Origin of the sequence: Thiomonas bhubaneswarensis (assembly GCF_001418255.1) — a bacterium.
GTDB lineage: Bacteria > Pseudomonadota > Gammaproteobacteria > Burkholderiales > Burkholderiaceae_C > Thiomonas > Thiomonas bhubaneswarensis.
Genome location: NZ_LIPV01000006.1, coordinates 37,607 through 56,117, shown reverse-complemented (window position 1 = coordinate 56,117; position 18,511 = coordinate 37,607). Strand labels below are relative to the sequence as shown.

Sequence of the window (18,511 nt, the reverse complement as noted above, 5' to 3'; positions counted from 1 at the left end):
TGCACAAGACTCACTACCGCATCTCAAGGCTATTGCACGCGCACCACCGCCTCGCTGATGCGTCTGAGCGTGCGTTCGGGCACCGCGCCCATCACGGTCAACCAGGACTCGCCGATGCGACGCGACAAAGCCAATGTGCCGCCGATGCGCTGCTCGGAGGGCACCGGCTCGGTCAGATCGGCGGCGGGCTGCACGAAAATCGAAACCGACGCCAGACCATCACTGAGCAGCCACTGCAGCACTTCCGATGATTTACCCCCCACCGACATGCTGCGGCGGAACACGCCAACCGTCTTGAATCCCGGCACCTGAGACGACAAGGCCCAGCCCTGTGAACTCAGGCTCACGGGCACGACCTTCATCTTTTCCACCGTGTAGCCAGGCGGCTGGTGCAGACTCTCGCGCACCAGATCCTGCCGCGGATGCACGTTGATCTTGAGCTCGGTGAACGCCACCTGGTCGATGACATGGCCCTCGGCATCGAGAGTCTGGGCCTTCACCAGCAGGCGTGAATCGGGGAGAGACCAGAGCCGGTAGCCCCAGCGCAGATCATCTCTGGGCAACAAGGTCGACATACGGCATTCGTAGCCCGCGCACCGCTCCAGACCGCCCCGCTCGAGCCTGTAGTTGCGATCGACTTCGCCGTTTGTCGTCTTCAGCAGACGTGGAAAGCTGGCTTGCCCGACCTGATTGTCGATCAGCGTCAGACGATAGTCGGGCCAGCTCGTGCGCACTTGGTCATTGAACGACACCATGATGCGGCGCTGACCGTCCAGCGTTTCGATGCGCTCGAAATGCCCTTGTGGCAACACATAGTGAATCAGGCTGGAGGTACTGATCTCTTCTCCACGCTGGGTGATGAAGACACCGCTGTAATTCAGTGAACGAGCCGCAGCACTGACGGTCTGCAGCCACTGCTCGAGCCCCTCCTTGGATGACGCATCGGCCTGCGGCGAAACCTGCGCATGCCCTTGCGGCTGCGGCGGATTGCCCATCGCCCCTGCGACGGCCGAAGTCATGGGAAGTACCGCCACCATCGCGCCGATGATCACGGCCCTGTGCATGCGCAGCATCACGCCGCCCCGCGCCGCGATGGCCTTCGATCGCGCAGAACCCAACGACAGCGCGCCTGCCATCAATGCGACGCGGCAGGCAGCGCCTGACGACTCTCAGCCATCTTCAGCGTGGCCGGAGCCACCGGCATCATGCCACCGGCCATTTGCTGATGCGCCAGGAGGTATTCGACCATAGGCATTTGATCCGACACTGGCACGATCTGCCCCGCGCCTGGCGCATTACGAGTCTGGAGACCGGCCTGAATCAACTCGGTGCGGGCCGTCGGCCCCAAGGCCGCCCCGCCCTGGCGGTCGATCACGGGCAATTGCCCACCCATGGAACCCGCGTCGACCGAAGAGACAACGGGGCGCCCGGTCTCTGCGAGCTGTCCCGAGCCCAGCTGTCCCGAACTTTGAAGTCCGGGCAAAGCCACCCAAGCCATGACCGCGACCCCAGCAACCGCGGCCATGCCCGCAGCCATCCTCGTGCTCCAGTGGGGGCGTCTGTGCCGCGCAACTTGCCCGGGCTGACCCGGAACCGAGGCGACGAGAGGCTGCGGTTGAAGCACGATGGGCTCGCGCGCAATGGCCGCGCTGACCCTTTGAAGAAAGTCGGCGTCGTTCGGCAAGGGCATGAGATCGGAGGAGCGCAAGACGTCGCCGATCTGGGCGTAGATCATCCAGTCGCGACGCGATGCTTCGTCTGAAGCCACGGATTGGACAAAATCATGGACAAAACCGCGGACCAAATCGTCGCCAACACCGCGGCCACCGCCGCTGGTCTGCGGCGATCGCCCGCTGAATTCCCCTTCGCCGTCCATCAGGGCTGAGAGTTGCTCGCGCGTCTTGTCTTGATTCATGTCTGTCTCCAGGAATACGGTACCGAAACTCAAACCTCGATAGGAACCATTCGACTAGCGCTTACCAGCGCTTGCCGCCCTTGTGCTCGATCACAGGGCGCAACCGCTCCGCGATGGCCTCCCGGGCCCGAAAGATGCGTGAACGCACCGTGCCGATCGGGCATTGCATGGCTTCGGCAATATCCTCATAACTCAAACCCTCTATTTCACGCAGGGTAATGGCCATACGCAGATCTTCCGGCAACGATTCCATGGCAGCGTTCACCGTTTGCACGATTTCTTTCGAGACCAGAATGGATTCCGGCGTTTCGTGGTTGCTTAGTAGTTCCGTCGGGCTAAAAGTTTCTTCATCATGTCCCGACGCATCGCCTTCCGACACCGTGGGGTCGCGAATGTCGTCGGAAATGGCTTTTTTCGCCGTATTGACTGCGATGCGATACAGCCAGGTATAGAACTGGCTTTCACCACGAAACTGGCCGATGGCGCGGTAGGCCCGCAGAAAGGTTTCCTGCGCCACATCCTCCGCCAGCGCCGGGTCGCGGATGAAGCGCAGCACCAGCCGGTAGATCCTGCGCTGGTACTTGGCCACGAGGAGGTCGAAGGCTTTCTGCTGCCCCGCCTGGACCTGCTGGACCAGTACGGCATCGCTCGGAATGTCTTGCTGCACCGGTATCAGTGAGACAGCGCGCCCAGGCGCAGTCGCAATTCGCGAAAAATGCCCGGCTGGATATCGCTGGGAACGGGCAGAACCACGCGCCCCTTGGCCGTCAGCCCCAACACCAGCAGCAGTCCGGGCAGCACCATGCCGCGAACCTGGAGAACATCTTCGAGTCCGTCGCCTCGCTGCAGCTTCCAGCCGCGTTCATCATGGAAAAGCGTGAAGGCTCGAATAGTCCAGTAGGGATATTGCGCCGACAGAATGGCCAAGAATATGGCTACCGCAAATGCGGCCATCAGACTGAGCGAATCGGTATCGCGCCAGATCCAGACGGTCCAGCCAGCGGCCAGCAGGGCTGCGCCACTGAAGAGTCCGAGCAAGAGGTGCCAGCGGCCGAAGCGCTCGACCCGGATCTGCAAGGGCGCGAGGGTCTTCATGCTGCTGCGCGACGACGGCGATGACGAAGCCGAAATAAGGTGTGCTCAAACGCGCTTGAACAGCAACGATCCGTTGGTGCCACCGAATCCGAAGTTGTTCTTTAGCGCATAGTCGATGCGCATGTCGCGCGCTGTGTTAGCGCAGTAGTCGAGGTCGCACTCGGGGTCGGGGGTCTGCAGATTGATGGTCGGCGGGCACACCTGGTGGTGCACCGACAACACCGTGAAGACCGACTCCACGCCACCGGCGCCGCCGAGCAGATGCCCGGTCATGGACTTGGTGGAGTTGACCACGAGCTTGTAGGCGTGATCACCGAAGGCTAGCTTGACGGCATCGGACTCGTTTTTGTCGCCTAGCGGCGTGGACGTGCCGTGCGCATTGACCATCTGCACCTGATCGGCTGCCACGCCAGCGTTCTTCAGCGCCAGCAGCATGCTGCGGCGGGGGCCGTCAGTGTTCGGCGCGGTGATGTGGCCGGCGTCGCCGCTCATGCCGAAGCCGACGAGTTCGGCATAGATTTTCGCGCCGCGCTTGACGGCGAGGTCATAGTCTTCGAGCACCATCACGCCAGCGCCCTCGCCGAGGACGAAGCCGTCACGGTCCTTGTCCCAGGGACGGCTGGCGGTAGTCGGATCGTCGTTGCGGGTGGACAGGGCGCGGGCCGCTGCGAAGCCGCCTATGCCCAGGGGAGACACCGTGGCCTCGGCGCCACCGGCCACCATGACGTCGGCATCGCCAGACTCGATCAGACGCGCTGCCAGACCGATGGCATGCAGGCCCGTGGTACAGGCGGTGACGACCGAGATGTTCGGCCCCTGGAAGCCGTATTCGATGGACACGTGGCCCGAGATCATGTTGATGATCGATGCCGGCACGAAGAACGGCGTGACCCGGCGCGGGCCACGATCGAGCAGTTCCTTGTAGGTGTTCTCGATCAGCGGCAGGCCGCCGATACCGGAGCCGACCAGGACGCCCACGCGTTCGGGATCGAGCCCGGCCTGATCGATGCCGCTATCACGCACGGCCTGCATCGATGCGGCGATGCCGTAGTGGATGAAGGTGTCCATGTGCCGCGCTTCCTTGGCGGCAATGTACTGTGTCACGTCGAAATCACGCACTTCGCCTGCGATCTGTACGGAATAGGCCGAAGCATCGAACTTGGTGATCCGTCCGATGCCCGATTGGCCCGCGACCAGATGGCGCCAGTTGTCATCCAGCGTGTTGCCCAGCGGGGAAACCGCGCCAAGGCCAGTAATCGCAATTCGTCGACGAAGGGTCATGTGAAATCAGGCAGTTCGTGTCGGTACAGACGTATCGCCACGAACGGAAAGGAAGCAAAAAAGAGTTTGAAACAGGGGAGCGACGGGCACGGGAGAGGAGGCAGATGTGGTCACCGGCATCCACGCCCTGCGGTCAGGCTGGCTCTCCAGGCCTGTCCACCAAGCCCACCTAAGCGCGACCCATCAGGCCTTGTAGTGCTCTTTGGCATAGTCGACGGCCAGTTGCACGGTGGTGATCTTTTCGGCGTCTTCGTCAGGAATTTCGATGTGGAACTCGTCTTCCAGCGCCATGACCAGTTCGACGGTGTCCAGCGAATCGGCGCCCAGATCATCCACGAAGGATTTTTCGTTGGTCACCTGATCTTCGGCAACGCCCAGTTGCTCGGCGATGATCTTCTTGACGCGCTGTTCGATGTCACTCATTGAAACCTCCAGTGGAAATGTGAAAAATTTTAGCAAGCGCCGAGGCTGACTTGGCGACAGGCCGAGAGCATAACCCCGCCCGGCGACAACGTCGTGCGTTTCGGCAAACGTTCATTGCATGTACATGCCGCCGTTCACATGCAGAACGGCGCCCGTGATGTAGGCGGCCAAGGGCGAAGCCAGGAAAGACACCGCATGCGCGATCTCTTCGGGCTTGCCCAGGCGTCCCAGCGGAATGCGCGCCAGCATGGGCTGGGTTTGCGCCTCGGTCAGTGCCCGGGTCATGTCGGTATCGATAAAGCCCGGAGCGACGCAATTGACGGTGATGTTGCGGCTGCCCAGCTCCTGCGCCAATGCCCGGGTCATGCCGGCGACGCCGGCCTTGGCCGCAGCGTAGTTGGCCTGCCCCGGATTACCGGACGCGCCAACGACCGAGGTGATGTTGACGATGCGGCCATAGCGCTGCTTCATCATGGTTCGCATGACGGCGCGCGACATGCGGAACACGCTGCTCAGATTGGTCGAGATCACCGCGTCCCAGTCGGCGTCGCTCATACGCATGGCCAGCATGTCGCGGGTGATGCCGGCATTGTTCACCAGGATCTGCAACCCGCCTTCGGCCTTGACGATCTCGTCGACCAGGCGGGCACCGGCTTCCGCGTCGTTCACATCGAGCACCGCACCTCTCCCGCCGAAGGCCTGCAGGGTCTCGGTGATGGCTTTCGCCCCGGACTCCGAGGTCGCCGTGCCGACGACGCGAGCGCCCGCAGCCGCCAGATCGGCGGCAATGGCCGCGCCGATGCCGCGCGATGCCCCGGTGACCAGGGCGATTTGGCCGGCAAGCGGCCGGGAAGGTGCGTCAGAATTGGTGTTGCTCATGCCAGTGCAGTCTGAATGGAGGGAATCGCTGACAGATCGTCCAGGGCAAAGGATTGCAGGGTGGGGTCGATCCGGCGCGTCAGGCCATGCAGCACTTTACCCGGTCCGCACTCGACCAGGGTGGTGCATCCGGCCCTTGCCATGGCCTGCACGCACTCGACCCAACGCACCGCATGGCAGGCCTGGCGGGCCAGCGCATCACGGATGGCGTCGGGGTCGGTGGGCTGGGCCACGTCGACATTGTTGATCAGGGTGATTTGCGGCGGTTTCAGCGCGACATTCTGCAGGTAGCCGCGCAGCTGCTCGGCCGCACCCTGCAGCAAGCTGCTGTGAAACGGGGCCGATACCGCCAGGGGCAGCGCACGCTTGGCGCCAGCGGCCTTCAAGACTTCGCAGGCGCGAGTCACGGCGGCCTGCGTGCCGGCGATCACGACCTGTCCCGGGGAGTTGAAATTGACGGCCTCGACGGCTTCTCCGGTTTCGCGCGCGGCCTGTTCGCATCCGGCCCGCACTGCAGCATCATCCAGGCCGAGCACGGCCGCCATGCCTCCGGCGCCGACGGGCACGGCGTCCTGCATGGCCTGGGCACGGAAGCGCACCAGCGGCAAGGCGTCGGACAAGGTCAGGCTCTCGGCTGCCACCAAGGCGGTGTATTCGCCCAGGCTGTGCCCGGCAACGAAATCGGGTTTGCGCCCACCTTCGGCAAGCCAGAGGCGATAAAGCGCAACACCGGCGGTGAGCATGACCGGCTGGGTGTTGGTGGTGAGATTGAGCTGCTCGGCAGGCCCCTGCGCCATCAGGGTGGCGAGATCCTGCGACAGGGCGGCACTGGCCTCCTGCAGGGTTTCACGCACAACGGGATGGTCGGCCACCTTGTCGAGCATGCCGACAGACTGGGAGCCCTGGCCGGGGAAGACGAAAGCGAATGTCATGGTCGTAGGGAATCAGATCAGGATGCAGCAGGCCGCGCCATGGTCAATAGTCGACGACGGAAGCGCCCCAGGTCAGTCCACCGCCGACCGCCTCGAACAGCAGGGTGTCGCCGCGCCGGATCTGGCCGGCCCTGACGGCGACGTCGAGTGCCAGCGGTATCGAGGCTGCCGAGGTGTTGCCGTGCTGGTCGACGGTGACCACGATCTTGTCGGTCGGAATGCCCAGCTTCCTGGCCGTGTGCGTCATGATGCGGATGTTGGCCTGATGCGGCACCATCCAATCGACGTCTGCAGGCTCGCGGCCCGCCTTGGCCAAAGCCTCGCGGGCGACATCTTCGAGCACGTGCACGGCCTGCTTGAACACCGCCTGCCCGTCCATCTTGAGGAAGGGGCTGCCGGTGATGGCGCCGCCCGACACGCGGCCCGGCGTGCAGAGGATGGACGACTGCCGCCCGTCCGCGTGCAGGGCACTGGCCAGCAGACCGGGTGTCTCGCTGGCGCTGAGCACCACGGCGCCCGCACCGTCGCCGAACAGCACGCAGGTGGTGCGATCGTTGAAATCGAGGATGTGGGAAAACACTTCCGCGCCGATGACCAGGGCATGCCGTGCCATGCCGCTGCGCACGAACTGATCGGCCACCGTGAGGGCATAGACGAATCCGGCGCATACGGCCTGGACATCGAAAGCCGCGCCTCCAGCCGCGCCCAGCCGACCCTGGATCAGCGCCGCATTCGACGGGAAGATCATGTCGGGCGTCGATGTCGCCACGATGATCAAGCCGATGTCGCTGGCGCTCAGCCCGGCCGCATCGAGCGCGCGGCGCGCGGCCTGTTCGCCCAGATCGACGCTGGTGGTTCCGGGGTCGGCGAAGTGGCGGAAGCGAATGCCGGTGCGCGCGACGATCCACTCATCGCTGGTCTCGACGCCGCGCTTGGCCAGATCGGCAGCCAGCTCGTCGTTGCTGATTCTGCGCGTTGGCAGGGCGCTGCCGGTGCCGGAAATGCGGGAAAAGGAAGGCATGGAAAGAATCGTTCAGAAAGGTACGAGGCGAGATGCTCAGCTTGCCGGAGCCGACTCGGTGCCTTGGGGCGACGACTCGTGCATCGCTTCGAGAATGCGTTCGGTATGCCGCACGACATCACCCTGCACCGCCTCGTGCGCGCGCAGCAGCGCCTGCTCGAAGCCGAAGGCATCGGCCGAGCCGTGACTCTTGACCACCAGTCCGCGCAAGCCCAGCAGGGCTGCACCGTTGTAGCGGCGATGATCGACGCGCCTGCGAAAGCGCTTGAGCACCGGCAGGGCCACCAGTGCCATCAGCTTGCTCAAGGGCGTACGGGTGAATTCCTCGCGGATCATCCCCGACAGCATCTGCGCCAGGCCTTCGGAGGTCTTGAGCGCGACATTGCCCACAAAGCCGTCGCACACCACGATGTCGGTCGTGCCCTTGAAGATGTCGTCACCCTCGACATTGCCGTGAAACCGCAGGCGTCCGAGGGCGTCGGCCTCGCGCAGCAGCTCGGCCGCGCGCTTGATGGTGTCGTTGCCCTTGATGACCTCTTCGCCGATGTTGAGCAGGCCTACCGTGGGCTGGGCCTGCCCGGCCGTGGCCGCATAGGCCGTGCCCATGACGGCGAACTGCAGCAGATGCAGGGGCTCGCAATCGACGTTGGCCCCCAGATCGAGCATCAACGTGCCCTTGCCCTTCTGGTTGGGCAGGTAGGTGGCGATGGCCGGGCGCTCGATGTCCAGCAGGGTCTTGAGCAGATAGCGCGCAAGCGCCATCAAGGCACCGGTGTTGCCCGCCGACACACAAGCCTGGGCGCGACCATCCCGCACGAGCTCGATGGCTCGCCGCATCGAGGAGTCGCGCTTGCGACGCAGCGCAATTTCAACCGGGTCGTCCGAGGTCACCACCTCGCTGGCGGGCACGAATTCCACACGCGGGTGGTCTTTCAGACGATGCGATTCGAGCAGCGGCGACACGACCTCCGGCTGCCCCACCAGAATGACCCGACCCTCGGGGTGCTCCTGCAAAAATTGCACGCAAGCCGGCAAGGTCACTTTCGGACCATGATCCCCGCCCATCAGATCGACCGCCAGGGTGGAGCTCATGACGCGGCCCGTACCAACGCCTGACATGCCACCTGACGCGGGATAGGCATTTCACCGCCTGACCGTCGCTGGCGATGCTCGAAAGCCCAGGGCAAGCGCTTACTCGTCAGACTTGGATTTGACGACTTTGCGCCCACGGTAAAAACCGTTCGGGCTGATGTGGTGACGCAGATGCGTTTCGCCCGTCGTGGGCTCAACAGCCAGCGGCGGCGCACTCAGGTGCTGGTGGGCACGGTGCATGCCACGCTTCGAAGGTGATTTCTTGTTTTGCTGGACGGCCATGGCAATCCCCTGTGAAAAAGCAGAGCATTATATGCGAGCGCCAGCGTCGGCAGCGAAACCTCTCAGGACTTTTTTGCCTTGTCCATCAGTTCGCGCAACCCGGCGAAGGGGTGCTGGCGATCATCGGCTCCCGCGTCTGCCGCATCGATGGCTGCGGGCTCAGCTCCCTGCGGGCAATGGTCGTGCATCGGCACGATCGGCAAGGCCAGCAGCAACTGGTCTTCGATCAGTTCGAGCACATCGACCGGTTCAGTGGCGGCCAGCGCCTCGTCTTCCGCCTCGAGTTCGGCCTGGGTCAGTTCGGGCTCGTCGGCAACCAGACGAAAGTCGACCTTCTCCTCGATGGGATGAAGCATGTCTTGCAGACAACGCTGACAGACCAGCGGCAGTTGCGCCTTGACCTGCAGACAGACCATGGGCTGGGGGCGCAGGCCCATGCGCTCACGCAAATAGCCCCGCAAGGACCAGGCAGGAGGTGGAAGGTCCTCTTGCGGCCCCGACAACATGGCTTTCAGCCGCGGCATCGTGCGCCAGTCGGCATGACCCTGCAGAACTCCTCCATTGCGCGCGAAGTCGAACAGGGACAGGGCGCGAGGCGGTGACGAGGCCTCCGATGAGATTGAAGGTGGCGTTTGAGGCATGGCCGCAGTTTACCGACTGCAACAACTCCCGCAGACACCTGGCGAGCCAGCTCTTACACTGAGGAGTATGTCGTCGGGCCGCAGCGCTTCGACAAATTCACAAATAGGTAGGACGAGATAAATGGACAGTATTGCGCAGTGGTTCCCGATGGGCTGGGAGCCGTTTTTGTTTGGAGGCATCTTCATCGGCTTGGGTGTGAGCGTGTTGTTCTGGCTGACGGGTCTGATCGGCGGTATCAGCACGGCCTACACCGCCGTGTGGTCGCTGGTGTCGCGCCATCCCTTCTTTCAGCACGAAAAATTCGTCTCGACCCGTAACTGGCGGCTGATGTATGGCCTCGGTCTGATTGTCGGTGCGGTGATCTTCACCTACACCCTCGGTGGCGGCCACGGTTTTGTCACCAAGGTGCCGCTGTGGCAGTTGTTCGTGGGCGGCATCGTCGGCGGCTTCGGCGCCCGCATGGGTGGAGGCTGCACGTCCGGGCATGGCATCTGTGGCATCGGCTCAGGGCAACTGCCTTCCATCCTTGCCGTCATCATCTTTTTGAGTACCGCCATCGTCACGGCCCATGTGGTTCGTGCTCTGGGAGGGTTCTGACATGCAGCGTGTTCCTCCTGCCGCGGTGATGCTTTCGGCACTGTTTGCCGGTGGCCTGTTTGGCTTCGGCCTGGCTTTGTCCACCATGGTCAAGCCCGAAAGCATCCTGCAATTCCTGATGCTCAAGGATCTCGGGCTGCTGCTGGTCATGGGCGGTGCCGCCGGTGTGACTTTCATCGCCTATCACTTGCTGCCGAGGCTGATGAAGCGGCCCGTGTTTGGCGTGGTCTTCGGCAAACATCCCTCGCATCTCGATGCGCGCACCCTCATCGGCGCGGCGATCTTCGGCGTGGGCTGGGGGCTGAGCGGCGTCTGCCCCGGTCCAGCCATCGCCGGTCTGGGCGTGGGCAACTGGCCGCTGCTGCTGAGCATCGTCGGCATTCTCATCGGCGCCTGGCTGCATGGCCGGTTCTTCGGCAAGCACTGATGCCACCACGCGCTGAACCCGAGCTGATCCTGGCTTCGACCTCACGCTATCGCGCCGAGTTGCTGCGGCGCCTGCGCGTGCCGTTCGCCGCGCGCGCGCCTGAGGTCGACGAGACAAGAAAGCCCGGCGAATCGCCGCTCGATCTGGCGTTGCGACTGGCCGCCGAGAAGGCGGCTGCCGTGGCACGGAACGCCCCTGGCGCCTGGGTGATCGGCTCCGATCAGGTCTGCATGCTCGGCGACGAAGCACTGGGCAAGCCAGGCTCGTTTGGAACCGCATTTGAGCAGTTGCAGCGCCTCAGCGGTCAGCAAGCTGTGTTTCACACGGCCTTGTGCGTGATTTCGCCAGACAGCAGAACCCAGGTGCGCAACTGTCCGACCGAGGTGACGTTCAGGCCCTTGAGCGATGGCGACATCGAGCGCTATCTGAGGCTGGATACGCCCTACGACTGCGCGGGCAGCGCCAAATCGGAATCGCTCGGGCCCGCGCTGCTCACGCAGATGCGCAGCGACGACCCCACCGCCTTGATCGGTCTGCCGCTGATCGATCTGTGCGACATGCTGCGCCAGAGCGGCTTCGACGTGCTGGCGCGGGCCAGCGCCGACTGAACGGCCTCAGCGCAACGACCAGCCCAGGTTAGAGAGTTCGCGCACCGCGCCCATGCCCAGCGATGCGCCGAAGCGCTTGGCCAGACGCTCGGCGACGTTTTCCTGCAGCGTGTAATCGACGATCTCGGGCGCCTTGATCTTGTCGCGGGCGATCTGATCCACAGTGCCGTAGCCGTCGGCCAGCCCCTGCTTCACGGCGGATTCGCCCGTCCACACCAGGCCGGAAAAGGTTTCGTCATTCACCTTCAGGCGGCTTCCGCGCCCCTTTTCGACGGCGGCGATGAACTGTTTGTGGATCTGCTCCAGCATGCCCAGCGCGTAGGTCTTCTGGTCTTCGGGCATGGGGGTGAAAGGGTCCATGAAGCCCTTGTTCGCGCCCGCCGTCAGCAGGCGGCGGGTCACGCCGAGCTTGTCGAGCAGGCCCGAGAAGCCGAAGCCGTCCATCAGCACGCCGATGGAACCCACCAGACTGGCAGGATTGACGTAGATGTCATTGGCCGCCGCGGCCACGTAGTACGCGCCGGAAGCGCAGACCTCCTCGCACACGGCATAGACCGGCTTGTCGTACTTGGCCCGCAGCCGCTCGATCTCGGCAAAGATCTGGCTGGCCTGCACCGGACTGCCCCCCGGGCTGTTGATGCGCAGAATGATGCCGCGGGTCTGCGGATTGGAGAACGCGTCCTGCAAGGCCGCATTGATGTTGTCGGCGCTGGCTTGCGAGTCAATGGAAATCTCGCCGTTGAGTTCGATCAGCGCAGTATGCGGGCCGGTGGCGGCTGTGTTGCCGTACTCGGCGACCACGCCGCCCAGAAAGATCAGCGCCACGATGCCTAGCATGACAAAGCGGAAAAAAATCGACCAGCGCCGCGCTCGGCGCTTTTCGTTCACCACTTCCAGAACGAGTTTTTCCAGCACCTGCTTTTCCCAGGAACCCGGCTGAACGGACGCGTCGGTACGCGGCGGAGTGGAGTCAGGTGGCAATGCGCTCATGGCGGGGTTCGGAGCAAGTCGTGGTCAGGAAGGATAGGCAGTCCGATAGGGGCAGGCCCCTCGGGCAAAGGCCACCAGAATACCAGCCGCCTCGGTCACAACCGTTTCGCATCGCACGAAGCGACGAATTGCGTTTCGACAACATCGGCCTCAAAGGCGTGTGATATTTTCCCACATGTATTCGCTGAACTCGGTAGCCGCTGGTTTTGCAGTCACCGGCCAGCTTGACTTTCCCCCTGCCCTTTTTCCTCAAGCGAGAGACCATCATGCCCCATCGCCCCGTCCTTCGTTCCACCCTGTTTGCCGCCCTGCTCGCCGCCGGTGGTGTCTGCTCCGCCCAGGCTGATCCGGCGCTGACCGTCGGCAACTCCTTGTCCTACTTTCAGGGCAAGTTTGGTACGAACGACACCATTCACTACTACTACGACGCCACGGACATCCAGTACGGTGACAACGATTGGCGGGTGAAGCTGACAGTGCCCTACATCTCGGCAACGGGTCTGCCTGCCGGGGCCACCCTCACGGGCGGCAGCGTGGTGGGCGGCACCGGCTCCACGCAGACGCGCTTGGCCAGCGGCCTGGGCGACGTTTGGCTGGCGGGCCATTACAAGGTGTTCCAGGGCAGCGGGCTGACGCCTTCGGTGACGCCCTACATCAAGGTGAAATTCGGCACCGCCTCGGTATCGAGCGGACTGGGCACCGGCAAAAACGACTATGAAGTCGGCGTCGGGCTGCAGCAGATCATCGGCTCGAGCTGGTTCCCGTTCGCCAACCTGGGGTACCGCGTAGTGGGCAACCCGGCGGGCTACAACTTGCGCAACATCGGCATTTACCAACTCGGCGCAAGCTACGCGCTGAGCCAGAAGAACATCGTCACGTTGATGTATTCGGGCTCGCAGGCCATGGTGGCTGGAGGCTCGGCGCCCTCGGATGTGATTCTGGCTTGGAACTACAACCTCACTCCCCAGGGAAGCGGCTTCCAGGTCTATCTCGACAAGGGTCTGAGCAACGGCAGCGCCAATTTCGGCGTGGGCATCGGTGGGCAGATCGTGTTCTGACGACCCGATCTTTCCCGCGCAGCAATGGCCGACATCTGTCGGCCATTTTCATGGCCTGGGCAGGCTGGGCACCTGTGGCATGCCGGGCATCGTGGGCATGCCGACATTCGGCGGGGAAACCGACGGAGTCGTGACCGATGGCGGCTGCGGCAAGGTCGGTGGGCTGATCGGGTTCGGCATTTGCGGCACCTGGGGGACGACGGGCATGACCGGCGGCGTGATGTTCGGCATCATCACGTTGGGTGACATAGGCGCTGTGACCGTGGGCACCTGAGGAACGCGCCCGGCCAGATCGGCACCCGAGATGCCCACGGAACCCTGACTCGTCTCGGCCGCTTTGGGCTTGGCGGCCTCGGACTGCGCGCCCGCCAATGGCGGCAAGGCCCACCGCATGGCGTCGACTCCGGCAATGACCCTCTCCACCACGACCGTGCGCGCGTCGAGCAGCACGCCTTCGATCAGCGCGGGGCCGCCAGTCGGCACAGAGGCAGCGCTTTCGAGTTGAGCATTGAGCAGGGCGGACGCGCCTTGGACTCGCAGGCCATGCGACTCCAGGCCAAGCGCCTGAGATTGCACATAGCCGACCATCACCAACTTGGTTCCGACCGGCGCCTCGACGGCGTGCTCCCGCTCCACTGCAGTGATCACGTCACCCCCGCCGCCCTGCAGGCCGCGCGCCAACACCCGTGACCCCACCGCAGGCAGTGCAGGCCACGCGCCTGGGGCCACGGTAAGCCAGGCTCCACCGATGTGCACCTGGCGGGTTGCGGGGCGGGTCGCCTCCAGCGTGCCGCGCAGGAGGAAGCGGTTGTCGGCCTTTCCTCGCGCCTTGCTGCCAGTAAGTTGCACCAGACGCATCGCCTGCCAGCGCCCCGCTCCCTGGTCGAGCCCACTGATGCGCACCACATCGCCAACGGCCAGCGCAGCAGGGTGCAGGGGCTTATCGTCGACGGTACGCAACAAGGTGGAGGGCTGCAGTTGCACGGTCTGTCCCAGCACAATCAACCGGTTTTCCGTGCTGTCGATCTGCGTGATGCGACCGATCAGGGCATGGTCGATGCGAACCTCGATCGCATCGAGCCGCCCGCCGCGATCGACCGCGTTGACGCGCACCATGTCGCCAAGGTGCACGCTGCGGGCGTCGGCCGGACTGCCATCCACCCGGTACCGCGTTTCGGACGGGAGCTCGTACTCACCGCCATTGACAAAAATGCTGCCGAAGCGCTGCACCGGGCCGATCGCCACGATGCCGGTACCGCCGATTCCTCCCGGGTTGATGCCGGTGCCACCTATGCCTCCCGGCTCGATCCCCGTGCCGCCTATGCCTCCGGGCGTGGCCGCCACCGAGACTGCCACGCTCAGCAACAGGCCGATGAGCAACATCCAAGTCCTGCGAAAGGCAAGCGGTGCACGCCTGGGTCGTCGGCTCATGATGCTTCTCCCGCCGGGTTAGGGGACTGTGCCGACTGCGGCATATCCTCTTCGTAGTAATAAACGCCCAGCCGCAACCGGCGGCGTGGCGTGGAGGCGCTGTCTGCTTCCTCACCTTCGGCAGCAGGCGCCCGATCGTTCTCGGCGCGCGCCACATGCTGATAGGCCTCCTGCAAGACACGTTCGCCGAGGCGCCTCAAGTCGTCGCGTACACCGGCGGCCACGTCCGTCGGCAGATCGTCGAAATACACCGACTGTTCGAGAAACGGCGTCTTTCCCTCCAGGTTGTGCACCGTGGCGCTGAGGTGATCGCCGATGTGCGCGCCCATGAAGGCCAGCCGATCCTGCGGCAGATCGGACACATAGCCCGTACGCGCAAGTTTCACTACATCGCCCTGCAGTTCAACCACGCCAGCCCGCAGCAATTCATCGAGCACCGTGCGCGCACGCATATCGGCCTTCACGAGCCGCACCAGACTCTCGAAACTGGGTACGGGCTCCGGCGCCCGAAGGGGCAGCAAGCGTGGCTCGCCTTGCACGTCGCGATACGCCTCGCAGGCCACCCAGGCGGCCACCACTTGGGCCGACACGTTGGCGCCGTGCCGCAGCGCGATCTGGCCGGAACCAGCCTGCAGTTCCTCGCGCACACGACGCACTTCCTTGCGATGAATGCCGCTGAGCAGACTCACCCGGCTGTCCGTCGGCACGGGCTTGCCGCTGCGCTCATCGAGGGCGATCACCTCGCCGACATAGACGAACTTCAGCAATTCGGCCAGAGCGCCATACGTCCAACCTTGGGTGATCAGGTAGCGGACGAAGGGACGCAGGATGGAAAGCGCCGCCGATTTCAGAGCGTCATACATGGCGAGGACATAGAGGAGCGAGGTTTTGCTTGACGTGGGGAATTTTACCACTATTATGGATTCAAGCGTGTGTGGGATTTTTTACCACGCTTAGTGAAAGTACTCATCCTTTGCTTCAGGAGAATCATCATGTCCAAGACCCGTACCCTCACCGTCCTGTCCGCCGCCGTGGCCGCAGTTTCGCTTTCGTTCGGCATCGCCAGCGCACAAACCGCGATCCGCGCCACGGAACAGGCGCATGCATCCATGGCCGAAGGCGTCGGTGCCTACCATCAGCAGACAGCTGCAACAGCGCAGACCACCGAGTCCGCCACGGTGAACACGCGCGCCACCACCCGCGACCAGACCCGCACCCCGACTGCTGAATCCACGGTAGACGCCTCAGGCGGTGCGGCGGCGCAAACCCGCACGCATACTCGCACGCAAGCGCAGACGCGCGCGACCACGCAGTCCACCGTGCGCGACCAGACCCGCACACCGACTGCTGAAACCACGGTGAGCACCTCCGGCGCCGCAACGCAGACCCGCACCCAGGCGCAGACTCGCGAGACCACGCAATCACGCACCTCCGCCCAGATCGGCACCAGCACACAGGACACCGCGGCACAGACTCCGCAAGGTTCAGGTCATCGCCTCGGTCACGGTTTCGGCACGCCAGGGGTGGGTCACCCCGCCTCGGTGCAAACTCCCAGCGTTCCCGCAGTGACCGCGCCTGCAGTGGCAGTGCCGGTGGTCAATACGCCCTCGGTCAACGTGCCATCGGTGGCAACACCGGCGGTGAACGTGCCCGTGATCAACACGCCCACCGTCAACATACCTTCGGTGGCCACGCCTGCAGTCAACGTGCCGGTCGTCACGCCGCCCATGGTGAACATGCCCAACATGATGCGTCCCTGACGTCCACCTAGCCCTCGGTGGGCCGTGAATTCAGCCTCTGTTTGCCGCTCGGCAACAGAGGCTGTCAGCCGTTTGCAGCGAGGAAGTCGCGCAACTCGGCCACGGAATGCACCAGCCCCAGCGGCTCCAGCGACTGAAGCTGTTCGGCGTCATGAGCGCCGTAGCTCACGCCGATCGCGTTGCACTGGGCGTTGATCGCCATTTGCAGATCGTGCGTGGTGTCACCCACCATGACGGTGCGCTGTGGCGGGCTGGCCAACTCGGCCATGAGCTCGTGCAACATCGCCGGGTGGGGCTTGGAAAAGGTTTCATCGGCGGTACGGGTCGCATCGAACAGACCGCGCAGTTCAGGCCGATCCATGGCTCTTGCCAGTCCGATGCGCGACTTTCCGGTGGCCACGGCCAGGTTGTACCCCGCTGACTTGAGTCCATGCAGCAGGTCTAGAACACCATCGAAAAGCGTGAGCTGGCCATCGAGCGCGAAGTAGTGTTTGCGATAGGCCGCTGCCAATCGGGGGTAATCGCCATGCGGCAAGGTCGGCGCGGTGTGGCGCAGCGCATCTTCCAGGCCCAAGCCGATGACGAAGGACGCGTCTTCACGGCTGGGCACGGGCAGGCCGAGGTCTTGGCACGCCTGCTGGATCGCCCCGGTAATGGCCGCGGTGGAATCCATCAACGTGCCGTCCCAGTCGAACACAATCAGGTCGTAGTTCTGTCGGTGCATGGCGCAGGCGGGGAGGAAGTCAGGACTGCGCGCATTGTGCCCGCAAATGTTGAAGCCATTGCACCCAGCTCTCGGGCGGTGGCGCCTGGAGTTCAAGCCGCTCTCCCGTGGCGGGGTGGGCCAGGGCAAGGCTCTGAGCGTGTAAAAACATGCGCCGCAAAGGCGGCAGACCCGTCTGCCCTCGAGCCAGGGCGGCATTCAGGCTGTCGTCCCCATACTTGTCGTCGCCCAAAATGGGGTGTCCGCTGTGGGCCAGATGCACCCGGATCTGGTGGGTACGCCCGGTCAGCAGCCTGGCCTGCATCAACGTCAGCCCATTCCACCCCTCCAGCCCCTTCAGTGCGAACTGCTCCTGCGGGCGAAACTGCGTGCGCGATGCCTGTCCCTGCTCGGAATCGACCCGCACACGACGTTCGCCGTTGGCGAGCAGATATTTGTGCAGCGGAGCATCGACGGTCACGGCCCCGCGCGTCCACAGCCCGGCCACCAGCGCGAGGTAGCGCTTGTCGGCGTGGCGCTCGCGCAGCGCGGCATGCAGCGCCGTCAAGGCGCTGCGCTTCTTGGCAATGAGCAACAGGCCGGAGGTATCGCGGTCGAGCCTGTGCACCAGTTCGAGGAATTTGGCCTGGGGTCGCGCTGCCCGCAGCGCTTCGATGACGCCGAAACTCACCCCCGATCCGCCGTGCACGGCTACGCCCTCAGGCTTGTTGATCGCCAGAAGGTGATCGTCTTCGAACACCACGGGAAATTCCAGGGCGGGTGCCGCGCGTGGCGCATCGGGCTGCGCCACGCGCACCGGCGGAATCCGCACCTGATCGCTGGACTGCAGCTTCTGCTCGGCTCGCGCCCGGCCTCCGTTGACCCTGACCTCGCCCGAGCGGACGATGCGGTGAATATGACTGCGCGGCACACCCTTGAGGTGACGCGCGAGAAAGTTGTCCAGGCGCTGCCCCTCGCCCGCGTCACCGACCTGGAGGAGCCGAACCTGGGGGGAAGACGCGGTGTGCATATAATCGGGCGTGAAGTCGTGAAGCTGAAAGAGCGAATTTTGGCAAGCTTTCCGCGGGGTTGCGTGTTGTTTTGCATGAAGCAGCCGCGCGACGTGCCAAGAATGGACAGACTGCCACCTGACAGATTCTCCTGCCGGTGTTGCGCGCTCGACCCGATAAGGGCCGATGCGGAACCGGCGAATCTGCCATGACAGGGCCGTCATTTTAGATTCAGCTTCACACCGCCTGTTTTGCCTGCGCGGCCGGTTTCGGTCGCAGCAACTCGGACGGACTTCATCGAAATGAGCGTTGGCCCAAAGCCTGCTGTGTGCCGTCGCGCGAATGCGTCTGACGCCCGCGACGAC

22 protein-coding genes are annotated in these 18,511 nt (G+C 64.0%); 5 read left to right on the top strand and 17 right to left on the bottom strand.

Annotation, left to right across the window (positions count from 1 at the left end; genetic code table 11):
* Positions 1–29 precede the first annotated feature (29 nt).
* The 12 genes from ASC45_RS09140 to ASC45_RS16060 form a co-directional block, all read right to left on the bottom strand.
* A complete protein-coding gene (locus ASC45_RS09140; RefSeq protein ID WP_245610013.1) occupies positions 30–1,064 on the bottom strand; it encodes a MucB/RseB C-terminal domain-containing protein in 1,035 nt (344 codons plus the stop codon).
* 71 nt (positions 1,065–1,135) lie between these two features.
* The gene (locus ASC45_RS09135; protein WP_055450736.1) at positions 1,136–1,915 is read right to left on the bottom strand and encodes a sigma-E factor negative regulatory protein; all 780 of its coding nucleotides are present in this window, start codon (positions 1,913–1,915) and stop codon (positions 1,136–1,138) included.
* A 61-nt stretch (positions 1,916–1,976) separates the two neighbouring features.
* A complete protein-coding gene (gene rpoE, locus ASC45_RS09130; RefSeq protein ID WP_055450735.1) occupies positions 1,977–2,582 on the bottom strand; it encodes an RNA polymerase sigma factor RpoE in 606 nt (201 codons plus the stop codon).
* A gap of 5 nt (positions 2,583–2,587) precedes the next feature.
* Positions 2,588–3,010, bottom strand: a complete 423-nt coding sequence (locus ASC45_RS09125; protein WP_055450734.1) for a hypothetical protein — start codon at positions 3,008–3,010, stop codon at positions 2,588–2,590.
* 45 nt (positions 3,011–3,055) lie between these two features.
* Positions 3,056–4,291 carry a beta-ketoacyl-ACP synthase II gene (gene fabF / locus ASC45_RS09120; protein WP_055450733.1) on the bottom strand — a complete coding sequence of 412 codons (1,236 nt, stop codon included), beginning with the start codon at positions 4,289–4,291 and terminating at the stop codon, positions 3,056–3,058.
* Between the two features lie 183 nt (positions 4,292–4,474).
* The gene (gene acpP, locus ASC45_RS09115) at positions 4,475–4,714 is read right to left on the bottom strand and encodes an acyl carrier protein (protein ID WP_055450732.1); all 240 of its coding nucleotides are present in this window, start codon (positions 4,712–4,714) and stop codon (positions 4,475–4,477) included.
* A gap of 111 nt (positions 4,715–4,825) precedes the next feature.
* Entirely contained in the window at positions 4,826–5,593 is a 768-nt protein-coding gene (fabG, locus tag ASC45_RS09110; RefSeq protein WP_055450731.1) for a 3-oxoacyl-ACP reductase FabG, read from the bottom strand.
* Positions 5,590–6,525 (bottom strand): ACP S-malonyltransferase, encoded by a 936-nt coding sequence (fabD, locus tag ASC45_RS09105; protein WP_055450730.1) that lies wholly within the window; start codon positions 6,523–6,525, stop codon positions 5,590–5,592. Before fabD ends, fabG begins: the two co-directional genes overlap by 4 nt.
* 43 nt (positions 6,526–6,568) lie before the next feature.
* Positions 6,569–7,546, bottom strand: coding sequence for a beta-ketoacyl-ACP synthase III (locus tag ASC45_RS09100; protein ID WP_055450729.1), 978 nt, complete (start codon positions 7,544–7,546; stop codon positions 6,569–6,571).
* A gap of 36 nt (positions 7,547–7,582) precedes the next feature.
* Positions 7,583–8,638 carry a phosphate acyltransferase PlsX gene (gene plsX, locus ASC45_RS09095; RefSeq protein WP_055450728.1) on the bottom strand — a complete coding sequence of 352 codons (1,056 nt, stop codon included), beginning with the start codon at positions 8,636–8,638 and terminating at the stop codon, positions 7,583–7,585.
* Between the two features lie 99 nt (positions 8,639–8,737).
* The gene (gene rpmF / locus ASC45_RS09090) at positions 8,738–8,920 is read right to left on the bottom strand and encodes a 50S ribosomal protein L32 (protein ID WP_055450727.1); all 183 of its coding nucleotides are present in this window, start codon (positions 8,918–8,920) and stop codon (positions 8,738–8,740) included.
* A 62-nt stretch (positions 8,921–8,982) separates the two neighbouring features.
* Entirely contained in the window at positions 8,983–9,357 is a 375-nt protein-coding gene (locus ASC45_RS16060) for a YceD family protein (RefSeq protein ID WP_245610012.1), read from the bottom strand.
* 325 nt (positions 9,358–9,682) lie between these two features.
* Between ASC45_RS16060 and ASC45_RS09080 the strand changes: the two genes are divergently transcribed.
* Genes ASC45_RS09080 through ASC45_RS09070 form a run of 3 tightly spaced genes read left to right on the top strand, consistent with a single transcriptional unit; the run spans position 9,683 to position 11,194 of the window.
* The gene (locus tag ASC45_RS09080) at positions 9,683–10,159 is read left to right on the top strand and encodes a YeeE/YedE family protein (RefSeq protein ID WP_055450725.1); all 477 of its coding nucleotides are present in this window, start codon (positions 9,683–9,685) and stop codon (positions 10,157–10,159) included.
* 1 nt (position 10,160) lies between these two features.
* The gene (locus ASC45_RS09075) at positions 10,161–10,586 is read left to right on the top strand and encodes a DUF6691 family protein (RefSeq protein ID WP_245610011.1); all 426 of its coding nucleotides are present in this window, start codon (positions 10,161–10,163) and stop codon (positions 10,584–10,586) included.
* Positions 10,586–11,194, top strand: a complete 609-nt coding sequence (locus ASC45_RS09070; protein ID WP_055450724.1) for a Maf family protein — start codon at positions 10,586–10,588, stop codon at positions 11,192–11,194. The genes ASC45_RS09075 and ASC45_RS09070 overlap by 1 nt, the downstream gene beginning before the upstream one ends.
* A 6-nt stretch (positions 11,195–11,200) precedes the next feature.
* Here the strand turns inward: ASC45_RS09070 and ASC45_RS09065 are convergent, their stop codons facing one another.
* Positions 11,201–12,184: a S49 family peptidase gene (locus tag ASC45_RS09065; RefSeq protein ID WP_055450723.1), complete on the bottom strand. Its 984-nt coding sequence runs from the start codon at positions 12,182–12,184 to the stop codon at positions 11,201–11,203.
* A 266-nt stretch (positions 12,185–12,450) separates the two neighbouring features.
* Here ASC45_RS09065 and ASC45_RS09060 point away from each other — a divergent pair, with 266 nt between their 5' ends.
* Entirely contained in the window at positions 12,451–13,242 is a 792-nt protein-coding gene (locus ASC45_RS09060) for a hypothetical protein (protein WP_055450898.1), read from the top strand.
* A gap of 48 nt (positions 13,243–13,290) precedes the next feature.
* Here the strand turns inward: ASC45_RS09060 and ASC45_RS09055 are convergent, their stop codons facing one another.
* Complete coding sequence (locus tag ASC45_RS09055) at positions 13,291–14,673, bottom strand: DUF5666 domain-containing protein (protein WP_141655767.1); 1,383 nt, start codon at positions 14,671–14,673, stop codon at positions 13,291–13,293.
* A complete protein-coding gene (locus tag ASC45_RS09050) occupies positions 14,670–15,536 on the bottom strand; it encodes a DUF6502 family protein (protein ID WP_055450721.1) in 867 nt (288 codons plus the stop codon). Before ASC45_RS09050 ends, ASC45_RS09055 begins: the two co-directional genes overlap by 4 nt.
* 129 nt (positions 15,537–15,665) lie before the next feature.
* Here ASC45_RS09050 and ASC45_RS09045 point away from each other — a divergent pair, with 129 nt between their 5' ends.
* Positions 15,666–16,433, top strand: a complete 768-nt coding sequence (locus ASC45_RS09045) for a hypothetical protein (protein ID WP_055450720.1) — start codon at positions 15,666–15,668, stop codon at positions 16,431–16,433.
* 64 nt (positions 16,434–16,497) lie between these two features.
* On the opposite strand, the gene ASC45_RS09040 is transcribed toward ASC45_RS09045, so the two are convergent.
* Positions 16,498–17,157, bottom strand: a complete 660-nt coding sequence (locus ASC45_RS09040; protein WP_055450719.1) for an HAD-IA family hydrolase — start codon at positions 17,155–17,157, stop codon at positions 16,498–16,500.
* A 19-nt stretch (positions 17,158–17,176) separates the two neighbouring features.
* Positions 17,177–18,166: an RluA family pseudouridine synthase gene (locus tag ASC45_RS09035; RefSeq protein WP_055450718.1), complete on the bottom strand. Its 990-nt coding sequence runs from the start codon at positions 18,164–18,166 to the stop codon at positions 17,177–17,179.
* Between the last annotated feature and the right edge of the window lie 345 nt (positions 18,167–18,511).